At 71.2% G+C, this 19448-nt stretch carries 20 protein-coding genes and 1 tRNA gene; 10 read left to right on the plus strand and 11 right to left on the minus strand.

The window, feature by feature from the left end; all coding sequences use genetic code 11:
- Positions 1-456 precede the first annotated feature (456 nt).
- From ACIBK5_RS07960 to ACIBK5_RS07985, 6 genes are all read left to right on the plus strand, one after another.
- Entirely contained in the window at positions 457-939 is a 483-nt protein-coding gene (locus ACIBK5_RS07960) for a CarD family transcriptional regulator (RefSeq protein WP_003953493.1), read from the plus strand.
- Between the two features lie 296 nt (positions 940-1235).
- Positions 1236-2000 carry a 2-C-methyl-D-erythritol 4-phosphate cytidylyltransferase gene (gene ispD / locus ACIBK5_RS07965; protein WP_399017358.1) on the plus strand — a complete coding sequence of 255 codons (765 nt, stop codon included), beginning with the start codon at positions 1236-1238 and terminating at the stop codon, positions 1998-2000.
- Positions 1990-2496, plus strand: coding sequence for a 2-C-methyl-D-erythritol 2,4-cyclodiphosphate synthase (ispF, locus tag ACIBK5_RS07970; RefSeq protein WP_399017360.1), 507 nt, complete (start codon positions 1990-1992; stop codon positions 2494-2496). The genes ispD and ispF overlap by 11 nt, the downstream gene beginning before the upstream one ends.
- 103 nt (positions 2497-2599) lie before the next feature.
- Positions 2600-4015 (plus strand): cysteine--tRNA ligase, encoded by a 1416-nt coding sequence (gene cysS, locus ACIBK5_RS07975; protein ID WP_399017361.1) that lies wholly within the window; start codon positions 2600-2602, stop codon positions 4013-4015.
- 143 nt (positions 4016-4158) lie between these two features.
- Positions 4159-5094 carry a 23S rRNA (guanosine(2251)-2'-O)-methyltransferase RlmB gene (gene rlmB, locus ACIBK5_RS07980; RefSeq protein ID WP_399017363.1) on the plus strand — a complete coding sequence of 312 codons (936 nt, stop codon included), beginning with the start codon at positions 4159-4161 and terminating at the stop codon, positions 5092-5094.
- A 128-nt stretch (positions 5095-5222) separates the two neighbouring features.
- Positions 5223-6926 carry a DoxX family membrane protein gene (locus ACIBK5_RS07985; RefSeq protein WP_399017365.1) on the plus strand — a complete coding sequence of 568 codons (1704 nt, stop codon included), beginning with the start codon at positions 5223-5225 and terminating at the stop codon, positions 6924-6926.
- Positions 6927-7022: 96 nt separating this feature from the next.
- On the opposite strand, the gene ACIBK5_RS07990 is transcribed toward ACIBK5_RS07985, so the two are convergent.
- From ACIBK5_RS07990 to ACIBK5_RS08000, 3 genes are all read right to left on the minus strand, one after another.
- Positions 7023-7754, minus strand: a complete 732-nt coding sequence (locus tag ACIBK5_RS07990; protein WP_399017367.1) for an NDP-sugar synthase — start codon at positions 7752-7754, stop codon at positions 7023-7025.
- A 101-nt stretch (positions 7755-7855) separates the two neighbouring features.
- Complete coding sequence (locus ACIBK5_RS07995; protein WP_399017369.1) at positions 7856-8311, minus strand: hypothetical protein; 456 nt, start codon at positions 8309-8311, stop codon at positions 7856-7858.
- A gap of 219 nt (positions 8312-8530) precedes the next feature.
- The gene (locus tag ACIBK5_RS08000) at positions 8531-9613 is read right to left on the minus strand and encodes an ABC transporter ATP-binding protein (RefSeq protein ID WP_399017371.1); all 1083 of its coding nucleotides are present in this window, start codon (positions 9611-9613) and stop codon (positions 8531-8533) included.
- A gap of 238 nt (positions 9614-9851) precedes the next feature.
- Here ACIBK5_RS08000 and ACIBK5_RS08005 point away from each other — a divergent pair.
- A tRNA-Thr gene (locus ACIBK5_RS08005) sits at positions 9852-9925 on the plus strand.
- 40 nt (positions 9926-9965) lie between these two features.
- On the opposite strand, the gene ACIBK5_RS08010 is transcribed toward ACIBK5_RS08005, so the two are convergent.
- Genes ACIBK5_RS08010 through ACIBK5_RS08020 form a run of 3 tightly spaced genes read right to left on the minus strand, consistent with a single transcriptional unit; the run spans position 9966 to position 13089 of the window.
- A complete protein-coding gene (locus ACIBK5_RS08010) occupies positions 9966-10886 on the minus strand; it encodes an aminoglycoside phosphotransferase family protein (protein ID WP_399017373.1) in 921 nt (306 codons plus the stop codon).
- A 5-nt stretch (positions 10887-10891) separates the two neighbouring features.
- Entirely contained in the window at positions 10892-11884 is a 993-nt protein-coding gene (locus ACIBK5_RS08015) for a zinc-binding dehydrogenase (RefSeq protein WP_399017374.1), read from the minus strand.
- Between the two features lie 44 nt (positions 11885-11928).
- Positions 11929-13089, minus strand: coding sequence for an FAD-dependent oxidoreductase (locus tag ACIBK5_RS08020; protein ID WP_399017376.1), 1161 nt, complete (start codon positions 13087-13089; stop codon positions 11929-11931).
- A gap of 135 nt (positions 13090-13224) precedes the next feature.
- Between ACIBK5_RS08020 and ACIBK5_RS08025 the strand changes: the two genes are divergently transcribed.
- Entirely contained in the window at positions 13225-13920 is a 696-nt protein-coding gene (locus tag ACIBK5_RS08025) for a pentapeptide repeat-containing protein (RefSeq protein WP_399017377.1), read from the plus strand.
- A gap of 36 nt (positions 13921-13956) precedes the next feature.
- Here the strand turns inward: ACIBK5_RS08025 and ACIBK5_RS08030 are convergent, their stop codons facing one another.
- Both ACIBK5_RS08030 and ACIBK5_RS08035 read right to left on the minus strand, forming a co-directional pair.
- Positions 13957-14613, minus strand: a complete 657-nt coding sequence (locus tag ACIBK5_RS08030; protein ID WP_399017379.1) for a hypothetical protein — start codon at positions 14611-14613, stop codon at positions 13957-13959.
- A 137-nt stretch (positions 14614-14750) separates the two neighbouring features.
- Entirely contained in the window at positions 14751-15251 is a 501-nt protein-coding gene (locus tag ACIBK5_RS08035; RefSeq protein WP_399017381.1) for a hypothetical protein, read from the minus strand.
- 38 nt (positions 15252-15289) lie between these two features.
- Here ACIBK5_RS08035 and ACIBK5_RS08040 point away from each other — a divergent pair, with 38 nt between their 5' ends.
- Positions 15290-16684 (plus strand): M1 family metallopeptidase, encoded by a 1395-nt coding sequence (locus ACIBK5_RS08040; RefSeq protein WP_399017382.1) that lies wholly within the window; start codon positions 15290-15292, stop codon positions 16682-16684.
- A gap of 163 nt (positions 16685-16847) precedes the next feature.
- On the opposite strand, the gene ACIBK5_RS08045 is transcribed toward ACIBK5_RS08040, so the two are convergent.
- The gene (locus tag ACIBK5_RS08045; RefSeq protein ID WP_382840672.1) at positions 16848-17423 is read right to left on the minus strand and encodes a TerD family protein; all 576 of its coding nucleotides are present in this window, start codon (positions 17421-17423) and stop codon (positions 16848-16850) included.
- A 168-nt stretch (positions 17424-17591) separates the two neighbouring features.
- Here ACIBK5_RS08045 and arfB point away from each other — a divergent pair, with 168 nt between their 5' ends.
- Positions 17592-18029, plus strand: coding sequence for an alternative ribosome rescue aminoacyl-tRNA hydrolase ArfB (arfB, locus tag ACIBK5_RS08050; protein ID WP_399017383.1), 438 nt, complete (start codon positions 17592-17594; stop codon positions 18027-18029).
- Positions 18030-18046: 17 nt separating this feature from the next.
- Here arfB and ACIBK5_RS08055 read toward each other — a convergent pair whose 3' ends face one another.
- Positions 18047-18514 (minus strand): GNAT family N-acetyltransferase, encoded by a 468-nt coding sequence (locus tag ACIBK5_RS08055; RefSeq protein ID WP_399017385.1) that lies wholly within the window; start codon positions 18512-18514, stop codon positions 18047-18049.
- 50 nt (positions 18515-18564) lie between these two features.
- The gene (locus ACIBK5_RS08060) at positions 18565-19149 is read right to left on the minus strand and encodes a flavin reductase family protein (protein WP_399017388.1); all 585 of its coding nucleotides are present in this window, start codon (positions 19147-19149) and stop codon (positions 18565-18567) included.
- Positions 19150-19448 lie beyond the last annotated feature (299 nt).

The following is a 19448-nucleotide window of genomic DNA, read 5'->3' on the forward strand; positions in this document are numbered from 1 at the left end:
TCCTGTGTCACATGTGACTCCTGGGTCACATTGGCGGAGTGCTCGTCCGGCATTCACATAAGAGCCCCGGGCGGTACCGCAAAACTTCCGTGAAGGAATGCGCGGACCACCTCGGAATTGATCACCGACGGCTCGCCCGGAGGCCGTGTGATCAATTCCGGATTCGACCGGAAGCCCGCTCGGGCCACCGAACGGAGTAGCGGAAGTCGATCATACGGAACGGGACATATCGGGATGTTCGGCCGTCTGGAGGGTGCTTCGGATGTGTGTAACGTACGCGTTTCGCTCGGCCCGGACAGCCGCTCCCACCTGCGAATACCTTCTTCCATCCCCTGTGCGAAGCACGTTCCTGTCGGACTTGTCAAGCCCCGAGATATGCCCTGACCTGCGAAAACGCCATTCAGAACCCGCAGTTTCCGTGTTACCCTGGATAGCCACGGAAGGGGTACCTGTCACATGACGTTCAAGGTTGGCGACACCGTGGTCTATCCCCATCACGGGGCCGCGCTGATCGAGGCCATCGAAACTCGCCAGATCAAAGGCGTGGACAAGACCTACTTGGTGCTGAAGGTCGCCCAGGGCGACCTGACGGTGCGTGTGCCAGCGGACAATGCGGAGTTCGTCGGCGTGCGTGATGTGGTCGGTCAGGACGGGCTGGACCGGGTCTTCGAGGTGCTGCGCGCACCGTACGCCGAGGAGCCCACGAACTGGTCCCGTCGATACAAGGCAAACCTGGAGAAGCTCGCCTCCGGCGATGTCATCAAGGTCGCGGAAGTCGTGCGTGACCTGTGGCGTCGTGAGCGCGAGCGTGGACTCTCCGCAGGTGAGAAGCGCATGCTCGCCAAGGCCCGCCAGATTCTGGTGAGCGAACTGGCCCTCGCGGAGAACACCAACGAGGACAAGGCCGAGGCACTGCTCGACGAGGTACTCGCCTCCTGAGGCGAAAACCCGTCGATCAGCACTCTGCTTGACGCTTGATCAACGCTGCACACCGAAATGCCGCGGTGCCCGATGACGAATTTCCTGTCGCCGGGCGCTGCGGCATGTTCGTACTCGGATGCCGATGCACCGTCACCCCGGGGTGTGTTATCACTCACGCCCCAGTTGCTTTGGCGTGCCGGGCCCGGGCAGCCGGCTCGACCAGCGTCACGGAAGGGTCCGGTCGAGCGCGTCGCGCCCGGCACTCCTCCAGGCCATACCCACGCCAGGCCAGCACACAAACCTGACAGGAACCGATGTCTGACGAATCACGCCCTTCGCCGCCGGCCGCCCCCGCGGCAGCCCGTACGGCGGCCGTGATCCCGGCCGCCGGCCGCGGTGTACGGCTCGGCCCGGGCGCCCCCAAGGCGCTCCGCGCACTGAGCGGCACTCCCATGCTCATCCACGCGGTCCGCGCGCTGGCCGCCTCCCGCGCCGTCTCCCTGGTCGTCGTCGTGGCCCCGCCCGACGGTGCAGCCGAGGTCAAGTCGCTGCTCGACGCGCACGCGCTGCCCGAGCGGACGGACTTCCTCGTCGTTCCCGGGGGACAGACCCGCCAGGAGTCCGTGAAGCTCGGCCTGGACGCGCTGCCGTCCGGCCACGACATCGTCCTGGTGCACGACGCGGCCCGCCCGCTGGTGCCGGTGGACACCGTCGACGCAGTGATCGAGGCCGTACGGGACGGTGCCCCGGCCGTGGTTCCGGCGCTGCCGCTCGCCGACACCGTCAAGCAGGTCGAGCCCGCGCGGGTCCCCGGCGAGCCGGAGCCGGTCGTCGCCACGCCGGAGCGCGCGCTGCTGCGTGCCGTGCAGACCCCGCAGGGCTTCGACCGGGCCACGCTGGTCCGCGCGCACGAGACGGTGACCGGCGAGGTCACCGACGACGCCGGCATGGTCGAGCAGCTCGGCCTCACGGTCGTGGCCGTGCCAGGCCATGAGGAGGCCTTCAAGGTCACCCGCCCCCTGGACCTGGTCCTCGCGGAGGCGGTCCTGGCCCGCAGGAGGCTCAACGATGGCTTCTGACGAACCCCGCTACGAGCCCCCGCTCCCCCAGGTCGGCATCGGCACCGACATCCACGCCTTCGAGGACGGCCGCGAGCTGTGGTGCGCCGGCCTGAAGTGGGAGGGCGAGGGCCCGGGCCTGGCAGGCCACTCCGACGCGGACGTCGTCGCCCACGCCGCCTGCAACGCCCTCTTCTCCGCGGCGGGCCTCGGCGACCTCGGACAGCACTTCGGCACGGGCCGCCCGGAGTGGTCCGGTGCGTCGGGTGTCGTCCTCCTGACGGAGGCGGCCCGCATCGTCCGCGAGGCGGGCTTCCGCATCGGCAACGTCGCGGTGCAGGTGGTGGGCCCCCGTCCGAAGATCGGCAAGCGCAGGGACGAGGCCCAGAAGATCCTCTCGGAGGCGGCGGGAGCACCGGTCTCCGTGTCGGGCGCGACCACGGACGGCCTCGGCTTCCCAGGCCGGGACGAGGGCCTCATGGCGGTGGCAACGGCGCTGGTCGTGAAGCGCGGATGACCGGTCCAACCCTTGGGGGCGCGGGGAACTGCGCGACAAACCCCCACGCGCCCGCACCCGAGAACGGTGCCGTACATACCCCACGGCCTACTACCCTGGTCCCGTGACTATTCGCCTGTACGACACCAGCGCCCGGCAGATCCGTGACTTCACCCCGCTCCAGCCGGGTTGCGTCTCGATCTACCTGTGCGGTGCCACCGTGCAGGCCGCCCCGCACATCGGCCACATCCGCTCCGGCCTGAACTTCGACATCCTGCGCCGCTGGTTCGCCTACCGCGGCTACGACGTCACGTTCGTGCGGAACGTCACCGACATCGACGACAAGATCATCGCCAAGTCGGCCGACCAGAACCGCCCCTGGTGGGCCATCGGCTACGAGAACGAGCGCGCGTTCAACGACGGCTACCACGCCCTCGGCTGCCTCCCGCCGACCTATGAGCCGCGTGCCACCGGCCACATCACCGAGATGGTCGAGATGATGCGCGGCCTCATCGAGCGCGGGCACGCCTACGAGGCCGACGGCAACGTCTACTTCGACGTGCGCTCCTTCCCGGGCTACCTGGAGCTGTCCAACCAGGAGCTGGACAACCTCCAGCAGCCGTCCGGCGCCGGCGAGACCGGCAAGCGCGACCCGCGGGACTTCGCCATGTGGAAGACGGCGAAGCCGGGGGAGCCGAGCTGGGAGACGCCGTGGGGCCGCGGCCGCCCGGGCTGGCACCTGGAGTGCTCGGCGATGGCGCACAAGTACCTCGGCACCGTCTTCGACATCCACGGCGGCGGCCTCGACCTGGTCTTCCCGCACCACGAGAACGAGATCGCCCAGGCCAAGGCCTACGGCGACGAATTCGCGCGGTACTGGCTGCACAACGCCTGGGTCACCATGAGCGGCGAGAAGATGTCCAAGTCGCTCGGCAACTCGGTCCTGGTCAGCGAGATGGTCAAGCGCTGGCGTCCCATCGTGCTGCGCTACTACCTCGGCACCCCGCACTACCGCTCGATGATCGAGTACAGCGAGGAGGCGCTGCGCGAGGCCGAGTCGGCGTTCGCGCGGATCGAGGGCTTCGTGCAGCGCGTGGTGGAGCTGGCCGGGGGCCCGGTCGAGCCCGCCGCCGACGTGCCGCTCGCCTTCGCCGAGGCCATGGACGACGACCTGGGCGTGCCCCAGGCGCTCGCCGTGGTGCACACCACCGTCCGGCAGGGCAACAGCGCGCTGGCCGCCGACGACAAGGAAGCCGCCGTGGCCCGGCTCGCCGAGGTCCGCGCGATGCTCGGCGTCCTCGGTCTCGACCCGCTCGACGAGCACTGGGCCGGGGAGGGCGACCGCGGCGACACTGTGCTCAACAAGAGCGTGCACGGCGTGGTCGACACGCTGGTGCGCATGGTCCTCGACCAGCGCGAGGCCGCCCGGGCCCGCAAGGACTGGCCCACCGCGGACGCCATCCGCGACCAGCTCGGCCAGTCCGGCCTGGTCATCGAGGACGGTCCGCAGGGTCCGCGCTGGAGCCTCGGCCCCCGCTGAGACAAGGCCCACGGCTGATCGACTGTGCCGCCCGGGCCTCCGGGCGGCACACTGCATAGACGTAACAACAGGCACAGACGTAACAGACGTACGCAGACGTACGCAGACGTACGTACGAACCACTTCACGGAGACGGGTAGCTCATGGCCGCGAACAACCGCCGCATGTCCGGCAAGAAGGGCGCGCAGGTCGGCAGTGGCGGCAAGCGGCGCCGGGGCCTGGAAGGCAAGGGGCCGACGCCGCCCGCCGAGGCGCGCAAGGGACACGCCAAGCAGCGCGCCGCACAGGCCAAGTCGCGCCGCGCCCAGAGCCGCACCAAGGGCCCGCGCGCCAAGGGCACCTCGGAGCTGGTCGTCGGGCGCAACTCCGTCGTCGAGGCACTGCGCGAGGGCGTGCCGGCCTCCACGCTGTACGTGCAGCAGTTCATCGACAGCGACGAGCGGGTGCGCGAGGCCCTGCAACTCGCCGCCGAGCGCGGGGGCATCAACCTCATGGAGGCGCCGCGCCCCGAGCTCGACCGGATGACGAACGGGCTGAACCACCAGGGCCTCGTGCTCCAGGTCCCGCCGTACGAGTACGCCCACCCCGAGGACCTCGCCGCTGCCGCCGCCGACGCGGGCGTGGACCCGCTGATCGTCGCGCTCGACGGGGTGACCGACCCGCGTAACCTCGGCGCGGTCGTCCGGTCCGTCTCGGCCTTCGGCGGGCACGGCGTCGTCGTACCCGAGCGGCGGGCCGCCGGGATGACTGCCGGTGCCTGGAAGACGTCCGCCGGCGCCGCCGCCCGTACGCCCGTCGCCCGCGCCACCAACCTGACGCGCACGCTGGAGCAGTACAAGAAGGCCGGCATCGTGGTCGTCGGTCTCGCCGCCGACGGTGAGGCCGAGCTCGGCGATCTCGAGGCCCTGGGCGGGCCCGTCGCCATCGTCGTCGGCAGCGAGGGCAAGGGACTGGGCCGGCTGGTCGGCGAGACGTGCGACTACCGGGTGCGGATCCCCATGCCGGGCGGCACCGAGTCGCTCAACGCCGGTGTGGCGGCGGGGATCGTGCTCTACGAGGCGGCTCGCCGACGTCGCTGAACAGGTATCCGGCACTTCACCCGAACGGGGTAATTCGGGGGGTGGTGGGGCGACAAGGACAAGCTTGACGGGGTCCGGACAGATCCGGCCGGTCAAAGCAGTGTCCTATCGCGACGTCACTCGGTTAGATGAGTGTGGACACCAGAACACCCCGCACTCCCACGGGGGACCGCTCGTCGGGACTCGACGACGCTCCCGCGCTGAGCATGGTGAAGGTGCCGAGCGACCCGGCGCAGGTCATCGTCAATCACGCGTCTTTCCGCGTGCAGTTGGGCGTCTCGACGCGTCGCGTCCAGTCCCCACGGGTCGCACGGCACCTGACCGCCAGCGAGGACACCGCCCGCATCCCCGTCACCACCGCCGGGGGCCAGGCGGACGGGGCCACCGCCCGCCGCCGGCCCGTCGTCTGGAGCGGTAGATCCGCGCCCGACGACACCGGCGCCCACCGGCTCCTCCAGGCCGTACGGCACGAAAGCGTCCGCCACGCCGAGGAACCCACCGCCGACGCCGGCGCCACCCAGGTCATCGCCCGCCCGGGCACCGGCCACGGGAGCACGGGCCACGGGAGCACGGGCTACGGCGGCACCGGATACCCGGGCGACGGCTACGGCGCCGGATACGCGGACGACCTCGACCAGACGGTCGAGACCCCCGTCGTCGGCCCCCAGCGCACCCACTCCGACGACACCCGGCTGCTGCCGCCCATGCGCACCGTCGGCAGCGCCTACGACGAACCCGCCTACGCGGAGGAGGACTTCGAGGACCTCACCGCCAGCGCGGACGAGACCGGGCGGGCCTCCAGGCGCCACGCCGACGACCCGGCCCGGCACGCCTACTACCCGGGCCGCCGGATGAACCTCGGCGTCGTCCTGCTCCCGCTGCGCGTGTTCCTCGGGTTCATCTCCATCTACGCCGGCATGGGCAAGCTGTGCGACCCCGTCTACTTCGACGGCGGCAAGCGCGGCTCCATGGTCACGTGGCTCAACACGCTGCACCCCTGGGAAGTCGCCGAGCCCCTGCGCCAGTTCGCCCTGCAGCACCCGGTCGGCTCCGGTCTTGTCATCGCCTTCGCTCAGGTCATCGTCGGTGTCCTGACGGTCCTGGGCTGCTGGCAGCGCGTCGCCGCCGCCTTCGGCGCCCTGCTCTCGGCCGCGCTGCTCGTCACCGTCAGCTGGAAGAGCGTCCCCGCCTACGAGACCCCCGACATCATCTACCTGGCCGCCTGGTCCCCGCTGATCATCGCCGGCGCCCCCGTCTACTCCGTCGACGGCCGGCTGGCCGGCAGCGCCTGGCGCCGTCTCGGGCCCCGCGCCGACATCTGGGACCTGCGCAGTTACGTGCTGCGCCGGGGTGTCCTCGTCACTGCCATCGCCACCGGATTCACCCTGCTCGTCGGCTCGCTGCTCGGCGGCGCCGTCCGCGACGCCGACCGGGTCGTCGTCCCCGGCCCCGGCGAGGCCCCGCGCAACGAGCTGCCGGGTTCCCCGCTCCCGGGCGAACCCGGCAAGCGGCAGGAGAAGAGGACCCCGTCGGCCTCCACGTCGCCGACCCAGGGCGCCACGGCCGGCTCGGCGAGCCCCAGCGCGGGCACCACGACCCGGCCGGACGCCACCCGGGGCAGCGGCACCGTCACCGGCGGTTCGCCCAGCCAGACCCAGGGCAGCGCGGGCCAGGCCCCGCCCCGGCAGTCCTCCCCGGCCGACGAGGCGCCGAGCACGACCTCCGGTCCCACGTCCGGCGGCTCCGCCACGGGCGGCTCCGGCTCGACCGGCGGCACCGGCGACGGCTCCTCCTCGGGCCAGCCGGGCCTGGTGGGCGGCCTGCTGGGCTAGCGGCCGACCGAGGCAGGACAGACGAGAGGGGCCCCGCACCGTCACGGTGCGGGGCCCCTCTCCTTGTCTCCTGGGCGTTGTCTCCTGGGCGCGTTCTCAACGGCCCGTGGCGGCCAGCTCCTTCGCCGCCTCCGTCAGGTCCTTCGCCGTGTCGATGGCACGCCAGTAGGACCCCTGCGGGATCGTGAACCCGGCCAGACGCTGCTCCCGGGCCAGGCGGGGGAACGTCGTCCGCTCATGGTCGCCCCGCTGCGGCAGCAGCTCCGCGAACTCGGGGGAGAAGACGTAGACGCCCGCGTTGATCTCGAAGGTCGACGGCGGGGCCTCGATGAAGTCGGTGATGTGGCCGAAGCCGTCGGTCTTCACCGCGCCCCACGGAAGGCGGGGCCGGGCCAGCGCGAGGGTCGCGATCGCGTCCCGCTCGGTGTGGAAGTCGGCCATGTCACGCAGCGAGAACCGGGTCCAGATGTCGCCGTTCGTGGCGTACCAGGGCTGGTCCGGGTGGGGCAGGTGAGCGGCGGCGTACTTGAGGCCGCCGCCGCGACCGAGGGGCTCCGACTCCACGACCGTGGTGACGGAGACGGGCAGATCGGCCGAGTCCAGCCACTTCTGCAGCACATCGGCGAGATGGCCGCAGGAGACCACCACGTCCGTCACGCCCTCCTCGGCGAGCCAGGACAGCTGATGGCCGATGATCGGCGTCCCCGTCCCGGGGATCTCGACCATCGGCTTGGGCCGGTCGTCGGTGTACGGACGCAGCCGGGAGCCCTGGCCGCCGGCCAGAACGACGGCTTGAACGGGGCGGGACGCGGCGCTCGGATCGCTCATGAGACCGAACTGTACGGTGCGTCCCGCCCGGGGACTGCGGCGGACGAGGGGTTCCCGCGTCTGCCGTTATCGACTGCCCACCCGGTGGCAGGGCGGTGCGCTCAGCTGTGTGCGGCGGCGACGCCGGTGGCGAAGGCGGTGTCGCAGACCGGGCGGGCGTAGGACTGGGCGCGCGTCGGGCCGTAGACCCGGACGGCGGCCTGGCCGAGGGCGCGGGCGATGGACGCGCAGTGCCGGGCCAGCGTCGGGCGTTCGTCCACGGCCTGCTGGAGGTGGGTGAGGGCGACGCCCGGGTTCTCCTGCTGGAGCTCGGTCAGCAGCTTGTCGCGCAGGACGTCCTGCGGGGCACGCTTGGCGGCACGGGAGGTGCCGGCGGACGTCGCGGTGTCCGCCGCGGTGAGCACCGGGTCGGAGGAGCCCCCCGACCAGTTGACTCGGCTCACCGCGAGGGTCCCGGAGAGCACCAGGACGACGGGCAGGACGAAAGCGAGGGTGCGGCCGATTCGCCGGGCGGGGCCCCGGCCGCGTCGCGTCTGTTGGGTAGTGGAGTGCTTCACGCGTGTGAGGGTAGCGCGGGGTAATGGTTTGTAGACATTTAGTCACCGGTTCGGGGGATGAGAGAGGGCCCTTTTTTGGGTAGGGCGTTGACGCACACTGCTCGAAACGTCCGGTCTGCCGGGGTATTTGTCGACAACGAGAAAGGCCCCGCAGCGCTCTGCGGGGCCTTCTTCGTCAACCTGGGTGAATTACCCGGGGTTGGGTGTTTGCGGTTGCCGTCAGTCGGACAGGCGGGCGCCGGTCGACGTCGAGAACACGTGCGTCTCGCCGGAGCGGGGCACGATGTGCAGCTGGCTGCCCTTCTCCGGGACCTCACGGCCGCTGACGCGGACGACGAGGTCCTTGGAGTCGTCGCCGACCTTCGCGGTGCCGTAGACGTAGGCGTCGGCGCCGAGCTCCTCGACGACGTTCACGGTGACCGCGAGGCCCTGCTCGGCGTCCGAGACGTCGAAGTGCTCGGGGCGGACACCGACCGTGACGGTCTTGTCGGTGGCGGCGGCGATCGCGTCGCGCTGCACCGGCACGACCGACTTGCCGAACTTCACGCCGCCGTCGGTGATCGGCACCTCGACCAGGTTCATCGCGGGGGAGCCGATGAAGCCGGCCACGAAGAGGTTGGCGGGCTTGTCGTACATGTTGCGCGGGGTGTCGATCTGCTGGAGCAGACCGTCCTTGAGGACCGCCACGCGGTCGCCCATCGTCATGGCCTCGACCTGGTCGTGGGTGACGTAGACGGTGGTGATGCCGAGGCGGCGCTGCAGGCTCGCGATCTGCGTACGGGTGCTGACGCGGAGCTTGGCGTCCAGGTTGGACAGCGGCTCGTCCATGAGGAACACCTGCGGCTCACGCACGATGGCGCGGCCCATGGCGACACGCTGGCGCTGACCACCGGAGAGCGCCTTCGGCTTGCGGTCCAGGTAGTCGGTGAGGTCGAGGATCTTCGCGGCCTCCTCGACCTTCTGCCGGATCTCCGCCTTGTTGACGCCGGCGATCTTGAGCGCGAAGCCCATGTTGTCGGCGACGGACATGTGCGGGTAGAGCGCGTAGTTCTGGAACACCATGGCGATGTCCCGGTCCTTCGGCGGCAGGTGGGTGACGTCGCGGTCGCCGATGCGGATGGCGCCGGCGTTGACGTCCTCGAGCCCCGCGAGCATGCGGAGCGAGGTGGACTTGCCGCAGCCGGACGGGCCGACGAGGACGAGGAACTCGCCGTCCTCGATGTCGATCTCCAGCGCGTCAACAGCGGGCTTTTCGGTGCCCGGGTAGATCCGGGTCGCCTTGTCGAACGAGACAGTGGCCATGATGAACGAACCCCTTCTACCGGCAGGAACGTGCCGGACGATCCGAGTAGGAAGGCGGTGCCACGACGGGAGTTCCGTTGTGGTGTAGTCCACGCGTATGAACTGGCTCAGGACCGTACCTGGCGTTCACCTGGTCTGTCAGTACCTCCGGGCCTGTGAACTTCGCGGAAATTTTCGACGGGGCCCCTCGGGGACGTGGGTACACTGCTCGGGCACGTGCGGGTGCCTACCCGTACGGGCCTCCTTAGCTCAGATGGCCAGAGCAACGCACTTGTAATGCGTAGGTCGTCGGTTCGAATCCGACAGGGGGCTCTTCGTCGCCCAGGCCGGGTCTCTCCGGGCCTGGGCTTTTTCATGGGGTGGCCAGGCGGTGGGCGATCTCGAGCTGGGCCTTGTCGATCGGGCGGTCGTCCTCGATGTCCCACAGGGCGTTCTGGAGGAGGCGGCCGAGGGTCCAGGCCCGGGCTCGGGGGCGGTCCAGGGCGAGGATGTCGGTCATGGCGTCGAAGCGCCAGAGGACGTCGCCGGGGTCGTAGCGGTTGTCGAGGGCCGGCCACAGTTCAAAGCCGGGGTCGCCGGCCAGGGGCTTGGGGTCGATCGCCAGCCAGGGGGCGCGGTCGGAGGCGAGGACGTTGTCGAAGTGGAGGTCCCAGTGCAGGAGGCGGTCGCCCGGTTCGTCGACGACCTCGCGTACGGCGGCCGCGCAGTCGGCGACCAGGCGGCGGGACTCGGGGTCGGGGATGCGGCCGAGGGCCCATGGGGTCTGGTCGAGCATGGCCCGGGCGATGTCGCCGAGGCAGCGCAGGCCGGGCGGGGCGGGGAAGGCGGTGAGGTGGGCGAGGAGCTCCGCGATCGTGACGACGGCCTGGTGGGTGTCCGGCACGTGGGACAGCATGCGGGTCTCGTCGAGGCGCTCCAGCAGCATGGTGCCGGTGGGCTCGTCGTGGTCGAGGAGGCGGACCGCTCCGTCGCCGTTCCAGGCGCGCAGCGCCACCGGCTCGCCTTCGCTCTCCTCGTCGAGGATCTGGAGCTTGAGGACCGCAGGGGTGTCGTCGGCGCGGCGCAGGACCGGGAGGACCAGGGCGGAGACGCCGTGCATCGGGGGGCCGTCGGGTGCCAGGTCCCAGTGGTCGAGGAAGCGGGCCGTCTGCTCCGGCAGTCCGTTGATGAAGGCGCGGCCCGCCTCGCCGTTGAACTTCTCCTGTGATGCCGCCAGTTCGCGGGGAATGTCGATCACTTTCCGCACGGTAGTGGGGGGTGCCGGGCGGGTCATGTGAATTAGCCGGGGGTGGGTTCCAGGACCACCTTGCCCGTCGTGCCCCGGGTCTCCAGTGCCCGGTGCGCGGCTGCGGCCTCGCGGAGCGGGAAGCGGTGGACGGCCGGGGTGAGGCGGCCGGTGGCGGCCTCGGTGAGGGCGCGCAGTTCGAGGGTGCGCAGGGGGTCGGGGCCGCCGGCCTTCCCCAGCATCGCGGGGCCGAGGACCTGCTCGGAGACTCCGTCGACGAGGTAGGGCTCGCCGTCGAGGATGCCCTGGCCGGACCAGCCGAAGACGATGTGCTTTCCGCCGGGGCCGAGGAGGGCGACGGCCTCGCGGGCCACGTCGCCGCCGACCCCGTCGAAGACGACGGTCGCGGTCCGGCCGCCGAGGTGGGCGCGGACCTTCGCGGGCCAGGCCGGGTCCCGGTAGTCGACGGCGAGATCGGCACCGTTCGCCTGCACCAGGGCGATCTTCTCCGGGCCGCCCGCGAGGCCGACGACGGTCGCGCCGGCATTCCTGGCGTACTGCACGAGAAGCGTCCCGATGCCTCCGGCGGCGGCCGGGACGACGGCCACCGAGTCGGGCCCGAGGTCGGCGAACTGGAGGATCCCCATCGCCGTACGGCCCGTGCCGATCATGGCGACGGCCTCGGCGAAGTCCAGGTTCTCCGGGATCTCATGCAGGCGTTCGACGGCGGTGACGGCCAGTTCGGCGTACCCGCCGGGGACGAAGCCGAGGTGGGCGACGACCCGCTTGCCGAGCCAGAGGTCCGCGACGCCCTCGCCCAGGGACTCGACGACGCCGGCGACCTCGCGGCCGGGGACGGTGGGCAGGGCTGCCTGATCGGCCGTCGGTCCGCCGCGCATGCCCTCGCGCAGTGCGGCGTCCAGGAGGTGGACGCCCGCCGCCCGTACGGCGATACGGATCTGTCCGGGGCCCGGCCGGGGGTCCTCGACGCGCTCATAGGTGAGGTTCTCGGCCGGGCCGAAGGCGTGCAGGCGGATGGCGTGCATACGAGGCTCCTCGTGTCGCGGTGGTCTGCGGCCAGCCTTCAACCTCAAGCTTGCTTGAGGTCAAGCTCCCGCCGGCCGAGGGCGAGGGACACCGCCGTCAGGGCGCTGTTGAAGGAGACCTCCGACAGCACACCGGGGGCCGCGACCTGGTCACCGGCGAGGTAGACACCGTCGCCCCGGTCCACGGCGGGCCGGTCGCGCCAGCTGGTGCCGGGCAGGTCGACCGCGCCCGTACGGCCCGCCGCGACGGACTCGCGCCGCCAGGTGACGCGCTCGCGCCAGCCCGGGAACCCCAGGTCGAGCAGCTGCTCGGCGCGGGCGGTGCCGTCGGCCTTGGACTCGTGCGGGGCGAGGGGGAGCTGCCCCTGGATGAGCTGCTCGCCGGCCGGGGCCAGGCTGCGGTCCTGGGCGGTGAACCGTTCGAGCCAGCCGGGCGCGTCCAGGTCTGAGACCGCGAAGGCGTCCCCGCGCCGCGTGCGCACGGCCAGGTCGACGAGGGCGGTACGGCCGCTCGGCCAGGTCAGGGAGGTGTCGCCGAGCAGCCGCCGGGCGGCGTCCAGGGAGGTCGCGACGATCACCGGTGTGTCGGTAGGGAGCGTGTCGACACGGGACAGGGTCTCCATCCGGACGCCCAGATTCCAGGCCCGGGCGGCCATCCGGTCGATGAGGCTGCCCCAGCCGCCGCGCGGGTAGTGGGCCTCGGGCGGCAGCTTGGTGGCCCGGCGCAGGCGCTCCTGCACGAACGCGGCCGACAGGGAGCCGGGGTCGTGGTGGAAGAGGGCGACGGCGGAGTAGTGGGCGGCGGCGCGGGCGCCCTCCTCGCCCGCGACGCCGGTCGCCCAGGTCAGGAAGTCGGCGTCCACCGGCGCTTGCCGGGCGGTCCGGCGCAGCAGCTTCAGCATCGGGAAGGGCGGGGTGCGGCGCAGCACGCCGTGGTGGCGCAGCCGTAGCCGGGCGGCCTCCAGGGGTGGGATCGGGGCGAGCGGGCCGAGGAGGTCGCGCTGCTTGAGCCAGGCCCAGTGCGGGCCGCCGTTGTAGAGGGCGTGCGGGCCCTCGTTCGTGCGGTAGGGGCCCTCGGCGGTGCGGGCCCGGCCGCCGAGGGTGTGGTGGGCTTCGTGGAGGGTTACCTTGACGCCTGCCTCGGCGGCGGTGATGGCGGCGGTCAGTCCGGCGAAGCCGCCGCCGATGACGGTGATGCGGTGCATGGCTGGGATCTCCCTGGGGCCTGAGGTCGTCGATCGCCTTCGGGATTACGACCGCCCGCGGGGCCCGGAATGTGACATGGCCGGTGTTCGCGCAGGTCAGGGGGCGTTGTCAGTGGTGGGGTGCAGCATGGGGGCATGGCGAGGAGAGCGGCGGGCGGTACGGGTGTGACCCGCGGTACGGGTGTGAAGGGTGCGCGGCGACCGGAGGTGCGGCTGCCCGGGCTGGAGCCGTACGAGGGCGGTGGGCTGGAGCCGGACGGGGACTACGACGGGCTGGAGTTCCGGGACGCGGACCTCACCGGGCAGGACGGGGCGGGGGCCCGCTTCATGGACTGTGCGCTGACGGGGTGCGCGCTGGACGAGACGCGGCTGCGGCATGCCCGCTTCCTGGACTCGGTCCTCACCGGCGTGCGGGGCGTCGGCACCGACCTCGCCGAGGCGACCCTGCGGGACGTGGAGCTGACCGAAGCCCGCCTCGGGGGACCGCAGTTGCACGGGGCGGTGCTGGAGCGGGTGCTGATCCGCGGCGGCAAGATCGACTATCTGAATCTGCGCACGGCCCGGCTCAGAGACGTCGTCTTCGAGGGCTGCGTCCTCGTCGAGCCGGACTTCGGGGGCGCCCGCCTGGAGCGGGTGGAGTTCGTGGACTGCGCCCTGAAGGGCGTCGACTTCCATGCGGCGACCCTCACGGACGTCGACCTGCGCGGGGCCGCGTCGCTGGAGATCAGCCGGGGTCTCGACCGGCTGTCGGGGGCGGTGATCAGTACGGCGCAACTGCTGGATCTGGCACCGGTGCTGGCGATGGAGTGGGGGATCAGGGTGGAGGGCTGACCCCGCGCCCTCACCCTCAGTACTCGTACCAGCCCCTCAGTACTCGTACCAGCCACCTTCCCCCGCCTGCTCCGGCCAGTCATAGGACTGGTGCAGCGCTATGAGGGCGTGGACCAGACGGGGGTCCAGTTCGTGCCGCAGCAGCCGGTAGTCCTCGGCCACCGCGCGGAAGACGAGGTGGGCGCGGTGGGAGCCGTCCCGCCAGGTGATGCGCCGGGGTGGACGGAAGCCGTCGTCGATCTCCGCCATCAGGGCCAGGAGCAGGAAGAGGAGGTAGACCGGCAGCCCGAAGGGCCACCACAGCGCCCACCACACCAGTCGGCCCACATACCCGTGCAGGACCGGCCCCGCCGCCGGTTCCACGGTCCAGCGTTCGCGACCCCACCGGAAGGCGCGGCGCCGCCGCAGGGTGATCCGCCCGAGCGGCGCACCGTAGGGATCGAGGACGTGGTACACCGCCGGGCGTCCGCTCAGCCGCGACCCCAGGGGCTGCTCCGTCACCCCCCGGGCGACCGGCGCCCAGTCCTCCGCGCGCAGATGGAAGGCCCGCAGTGAGCGGAGCCGGTCCGGGGCGGGGCTGTCGGGGTCGCGGTGAAGCCGGACGGTGGTGCCCTGCTCGAGCCCTTCTCCGCTGACGATGACCGGTGGCGTCATCTTGTAGTTCAGGCCGTAGGTCACGCGCCCCTGGCTCATGTCGCCGTTCTCCCCGTGTCCGCTGTATGTGCTGCCGGTCGAAGGGCGATCGTGTCAGCCCGGTGGCGGACCGTCGTCGGGAGCCCCTGGGACCAGTCGTCAGGAGACCCTGGGAAACAGGAGACCCTGGGAAGTCGTCAGGAGACCCTGGGGAAGCGGGCCTGGAGGGTCCAGATCGCCGGGTTCTCGGCGAGGTCGTCGTGCAGATCGGTGAGGTCGGCGATCAGGTCGTGCAGGAAGTCCCGGGACTCGCGGCGCAGTTCGGAGTGGGAGACGGTGAGCGGGGGCTCCTCCGCGCGCATCCAGTCGGCCTCGATGTCCACCCAGCCGAAGCGGCGCTCGAACAGCATGCGGTCGGTCGACTCGGTGAAGTCCAGCTCCGCCCGCTGCGGCCGGGACGCCCGCGAGCCCGCCGGGTCCCGGTCGATCCGCTCCACGATGTCGCACAGCGCCCACGCGAAGTCGAGCACCGGCACCCATCCCCAGGCTGTGGACACCTCGTGGTCCGTCTTGGTGTCCGCCAGGTAGACGTCACCGCAGAACAGGTCGTGCCGCAGGGCGCGGACGTCCGCGCGGCGGTAGTCGGTCTGTGGCGGGTCGGGGAAGCGGTTGGAGAGGGCGTAGCCGATGTCGAGCACGGGGGTGATGCTGTCACGCCCGCCATAGGATCGAGATCGTGGCCCGGTCCGTACGTCTTGTCCCCGCCCTGCTCGTCTCCGCTCTCGCCCTCACGGCCTGCGGCGGCGGAGTCCACGGAACCCCGGGCGGATCCGGCGTACGCGATCCGTACTTCCCGAAGGCCGGCAACGGCGGCTACGACGTCACCCACTACGGCCTGCGCCTCGCCTACGACCCGGACGCCCACCACCTCACCGGCACGGCCACCCTCACCGCGCGTGCGACCAAGGACCTCACCGCCTTCAACCTCGACCTGACCGGCCTGGAGGTCGGCAAGGTCACCGTCGGCGGCGAGACGGCCCGCTGGAACCGCGCCGGGCAGGAGCTCACCGTCCGGCCGCGCGAGGACCTCCGCCGGGACGAGACGTTCCGCGCGACCGTCCGCTACTCCGGGGCGCCCGAGACCGTCACCGACCCCGACGGCTCCCAGGAGGGCTGGCTGCGCACCACGGACGGGGCGCTCGCGCTGGGGGAGCCGGCGGGATCCATGGCGTGGTTCCCCGGCAACCACCACCCGTCCGACAAGGCGTCGTACGACCTCACGGTGACCGTGCCGCGGGGGCTCCGGGCGGTCTCCAACGGGGAGTTGCGCGACGTCACGACCGCGAAGGGCGGCCGTACGACGTTCAGCTGGCACTCCGCCGAGCCGATGGCGAGCTACCTCGCCACGCTCGCGATCGGCCGTTACGACATCACCCGCTCCACCGCCCGGGACGGTCTGCCCGTGTACACGGCCGTCGACCCGGCGGAGCGGGAGGCGGGCCGCGCGGTGCTCGCGCGCATCCCCGAGATCCTGCGCTGGGCGGAGCGGCGGTTCGGCCCCTACCCCTTCTCCTCCACCGGTGCGATCGTCGACCGCGCGGCCGAGGTCGGCTACGCCCTGGAGACCCAGACCCGGCCCGTCTTCCCCGGCGCCCCCGGCATCACCCTCCTCGTCCACGAACTCGCCCACCAGTGGTACGGCGACTCCGTCACGCCGGAGAGCTGGCGCGACATGTGGCTCAACGAGGGCTTCGCGACGTACGCGGAGTGGCTGTGGCGGGAGGACCACGGCGGGGAGAGCGCGCAGGAGTCCTTCGACGCGCTGTACGAGAACGGGGAGAAGACGTACAAGGACCTCTGGGCGTTCCCGCCCGCGAAGCCGGCGGACGCCGCGAACATCTCCGGGGACCCGGTCTACCAGCGGGGCGCGATGGTCCTTCAGAAGATCCGCCAGGCCGTGGGGGATGACAGGTTCTTCGCCATCCTGCGGGGGTGGGCGGCGGAGCACCGGTACGGGAACGCGGACACGGCCGAGTTCACGGCGTATGTCGAGGAGCAGGCGCCAGGGGAGGACTTCGCGGGGATCTGGGAGGAGTGGCTGTACGGGGAGGGGAAGCCGGAGCGGTCATGAGGGGCGGGAGCGGGAACGCCGTTGTGGGCTCAGGTGCGTGGGCGGCTGCGGGTTCGTCGTGGCTTGTCGCGCAGTTCCCCGCGCCCCAAGAGAAAGGGCGGAGCCCCCGGGCCTCTTCCAAGGCCCGGGGGCTCCGCCGTCAGAACAAGACCGGCGTTGGTCGTCAGACGTTGACGCCGAAGTCCTGGGCGATGCCGACCAGGCCCGAGGCGTAGCCCTGGCCGACGGCGCGGAACTTCCACTCCGCGCCGTTGCGGTACAGCTCGCCGAAGACCATGGCCGTCTCCGTGGCCGCGTCCTCCGACAGGTCGTAGCGGGCGATCTCGGCGCCGCCGGCCTGGTTGACGATGCGGATGTAGGCGTTGCGGACCTGGCCGAAGTTCTGCGAGCGGTTCTCGGCGTCGTAGATGGACACCGGGAAGACGATCTTCTCGATGTCGGCCGGGAGGGCGGCGAGGTTGACGTTGATCGCCTCGTCGTCGCCGGCGCCCTCGCCCGTGCGGTTGTCGCCGGTGTGGACGATCGTGTTGTCCGGGGTCTGCTTGTTGTTGAAGAACACGAAGTGGGCGTCCGAGTAGACCTTGCCCTGTGTGTTGACCGCGATCGCGGAGGCGTCGAGGTCGAAGTCCGTGCCGGTGGTGGTGCGGACGTCCCAGCCGAGGCCCACGGTGACGGCGGTCAGGCCCGGAGCCTCCTTGGTGAGCGAGACGTTGCCACCCTTGGACAGGCTTACAGCCATTGTTGGGAGTCCCTTCCCTCGTTTACGTACGGCAGTACGGCAAAGCAGCTGCGGCAAAGAAGCTACAGCTACCCCCCTGAACGTGGAGAGGGGTACGCGAGGTTCCAGCTCCTTTACTTTCTTTACTCTCGATTATTGGGATGACGTGGACCGGACAGGAGAGGGAACATGGACGGCATGTCTGGTCCCCACGTCATCCGCGGCTCCGTCTCCCTGCCCGAGGCCGAGCTCCTGTGGCGTTTCTCGCGGTCCTCGGGGCCCGGCGGACAGCACGTCAACACCAGTGACTCGAAGGTCGAGCTCAGCTTCGACCTGGCGAAGACCGAGGCGCTGCCCGAGGTGTGGAAGCAGCGGGCGCTGGAGCGGCTGGCCGGGCGCCTGGTCGACGGAGTCGTCACCGTACGGTCCTCCGAGCACCGCTCCCAGTGGCGCAACCGCGAGTCCGCCGCCGTACGCCTCGCCGCCCTCCTGGCCGAGGCCACCGCACCCCCGCCCAAGCCCCGCAGGCAGACCCGGATCCCCCGGGGGATCAACGAGCGCCGGCTGCGCGAGAAGAAGCAGCGCTCGGAGACCAAGCGGGGCCGATCGGCCCAGGGCTGGAGCTGACGCCTCTCCGAGGGGCCCTAGGTAAGCTCCAGCAACCCCACCGTCTGGCCCCCGCTGTTCTCCCCGGCCGGGCGGAAGCCGAGCCCCAGGTAGAAGCCCTCGGGGCCGTTCGGTCCCGGGTGCCAGGTGACGTAGAACTTCTCGGTGTCGCGCCGGCGCAGTTCGGCGGCGACGGACTCGACGGCGAAACGGCCGTACCCCTTGCCCTGCTCACCGGCCGCGATGTTCAGCCGCCACAGGCCGGAGCGGATGTCGCTGCCGTCCCCGTACCAGTCGATGCCGAGGCAGGCCATGAGGAAGCCGACCGGGCGGTCGCCGTCGACGATGAGGCGCGGCCAGGCGATGGCGCCGTGCGCGTACGCCTCGGCGAGTGACTTCACGACCGGGGCGACCGCGTGTTCCTGGTCGGGGCGGACGCGGATGCCGAGGGCGGCGTCGAGGTTCCCGGGGGTGATCTCTTCGAGCCGGGGCGCGGGAATCGTCATCCGGGCAGCGTAGGAGCGCCCGCGCCGACGCGGCCACGGGATTTCTCGGGTCACCCCAACTGCCGGTACCGCCCCCGGAAGTACGTCAGCGGCCCGCCCTCCGCGCTCGGTACGCGGGCCGTCAGCACGCGGCCGATGACCAGCGTGTGGTCGCCGGCCGGCACGCGCTGCTCGGTGCGGCACTCCAGGACGGCCAGGGCGCCGCCCACCAGGGGTGCCCCGGTGTACTCGCCGCGCGTGTACGGGATGTCGGCGAACAGCAGCCGGTCGCTGACCCGGCCCTTCATGGCGAACCGGCCCGCGATGTGCCGCTGGCTCTCGGACAGCACGGAGACCGCCCACTGGGGCTGTTCGTCGAGCAGTTCGTCCATGCGGGAGCCCTCGCGCAGGCTCACCAGCACCATGGGCGGGTCCAGGGACACCGACATGAAGGCCGTGGCCGTCATGCCCACGTCCTCGCTGCCCGGCGCCGAGGGGTCGTCCGGGTCGAGCGGCGGCTCCTGCGCGGTCACCAGGACCACACCCGAGGCCAGCCGGGACATGGCGGCGCGGAACTCGTCGTTGCTCACCCCCTCAGCATGCCCGGAGGCGGGTGACGGAATGATCGAGGACGTGGCAGGGGGAGTGTTCGGCACACCGAAACGCTAATCTCCGCCCCGCGCGTCACGCATCGGGCTCCCGCCCGATCAGGGTCTTAGGACTCGCGACGGACTTTCCCGCCGCCGCCCGAGCCCTTTTCCGTAAGACGCCCGTCAGCGGAAACGGAGTACAAACGTGTGTACAGCGTGACAAGGTTTCGCTCGACGGACGCACGGGAGGAACGCAGAAACTCCAGGCAATTGTTCAGCTTTACCTGTGACTTGAGTCACAAGGGGCAGGAATTGTTGACCCTGTGTACCGAGTGAGCAGCGCGCTGTGATTCAGTGGCGGGGAA

It is taken from the genome of Streptomyces sp. NPDC050546, from assembly GCF_044457425.1.
Taxonomy (GTDB): domain Bacteria; phylum Actinomycetota; class Actinomycetes; order Streptomycetales; family Streptomycetaceae; genus Streptomyces.

Coding starts and splice junctions, on each gene's coding strand:
- ACIBK5_RS08025 (WP_399017377.1), top strand. CDS start 13,225: ATGGCGAGGAGAGCGGCGGGCGGTACGGGTGTGACCCGCGGTACGGGT.
- ACIBK5_RS08030 (WP_399017379.1), bottom strand. CDS start 14,613: ATGAGCCAGGGGCGCGTGACCTACGGCCTGAACTACAAGATGACGCCA.
- ACIBK5_RS08020 (WP_399017376.1), bottom strand. CDS start 13,089: ATGCACCGCATCACCGTCATCGGCGGCGGCTTCGCCGGACTGACCGCC.
- ispF (WP_399017360.1), top strand. CDS start 1,990: ATGGCTTCTGACGAACCCCGCTACGAGCCCCCGCTCCCCCAGGTCGGC.
- ACIBK5_RS08000 (WP_399017371.1), bottom strand. CDS start 9,613: ATGGCCACTGTCTCGTTCGACAAGGCGACCCGGATCTACCCGGGCACC.
- rlmB (WP_399017363.1), top strand. CDS start 4,159: ATGGCCGCGAACAACCGCCGCATGTCCGGCAAGAAGGGCGCGCAGGTC.
- ACIBK5_RS07985 (WP_399017365.1), top strand. CDS start 5,223: ATGAGTGTGGACACCAGAACACCCCGCACTCCCACGGGGGACCGCTCG.
- ACIBK5_RS08015 (WP_399017374.1), bottom strand. CDS start 11,884: ATGCACGCCATCCGCCTGCACGCCTTCGGCCCGGCCGAGAACCTCACC.
- ispD (WP_399017358.1), top strand. CDS start 1,236: ATGTCTGACGAATCACGCCCTTCGCCGCCGGCCGCCCCCGCGGCAGCC.
- ACIBK5_RS08055 (WP_399017385.1), bottom strand. CDS start 18,514: ATGACGATTCCCGCGCCCCGGCTCGAAGAGATCACCCCCGGGAACCTC.
- ACIBK5_RS07990 (WP_399017367.1), bottom strand. CDS start 7,754: ATGAGCGATCCGAGCGCCGCGTCCCGCCCCGTTCAAGCCGTCGTTCTG.
- ACIBK5_RS08010 (WP_399017373.1), bottom strand. CDS start 10,886: ATGACCCGCCCGGCACCCCCCACTACCGTGCGGAAAGTGATCGACATT.
- ACIBK5_RS07960 (WP_003953493.1), top strand. CDS start 457: ATGACGTTCAAGGTTGGCGACACCGTGGTCTATCCCCATCACGGGGCC.
- arfB (WP_399017383.1), top strand. CDS start 17,592: ATGGACGGCATGTCTGGTCCCCACGTCATCCGCGGCTCCGTCTCCCTG.
- ACIBK5_RS08045 (WP_382840672.1), bottom strand. CDS start 17,423: ATGGCTGTAAGCCTGTCCAAGGGTGGCAACGTCTCGCTCACCAAGGAG.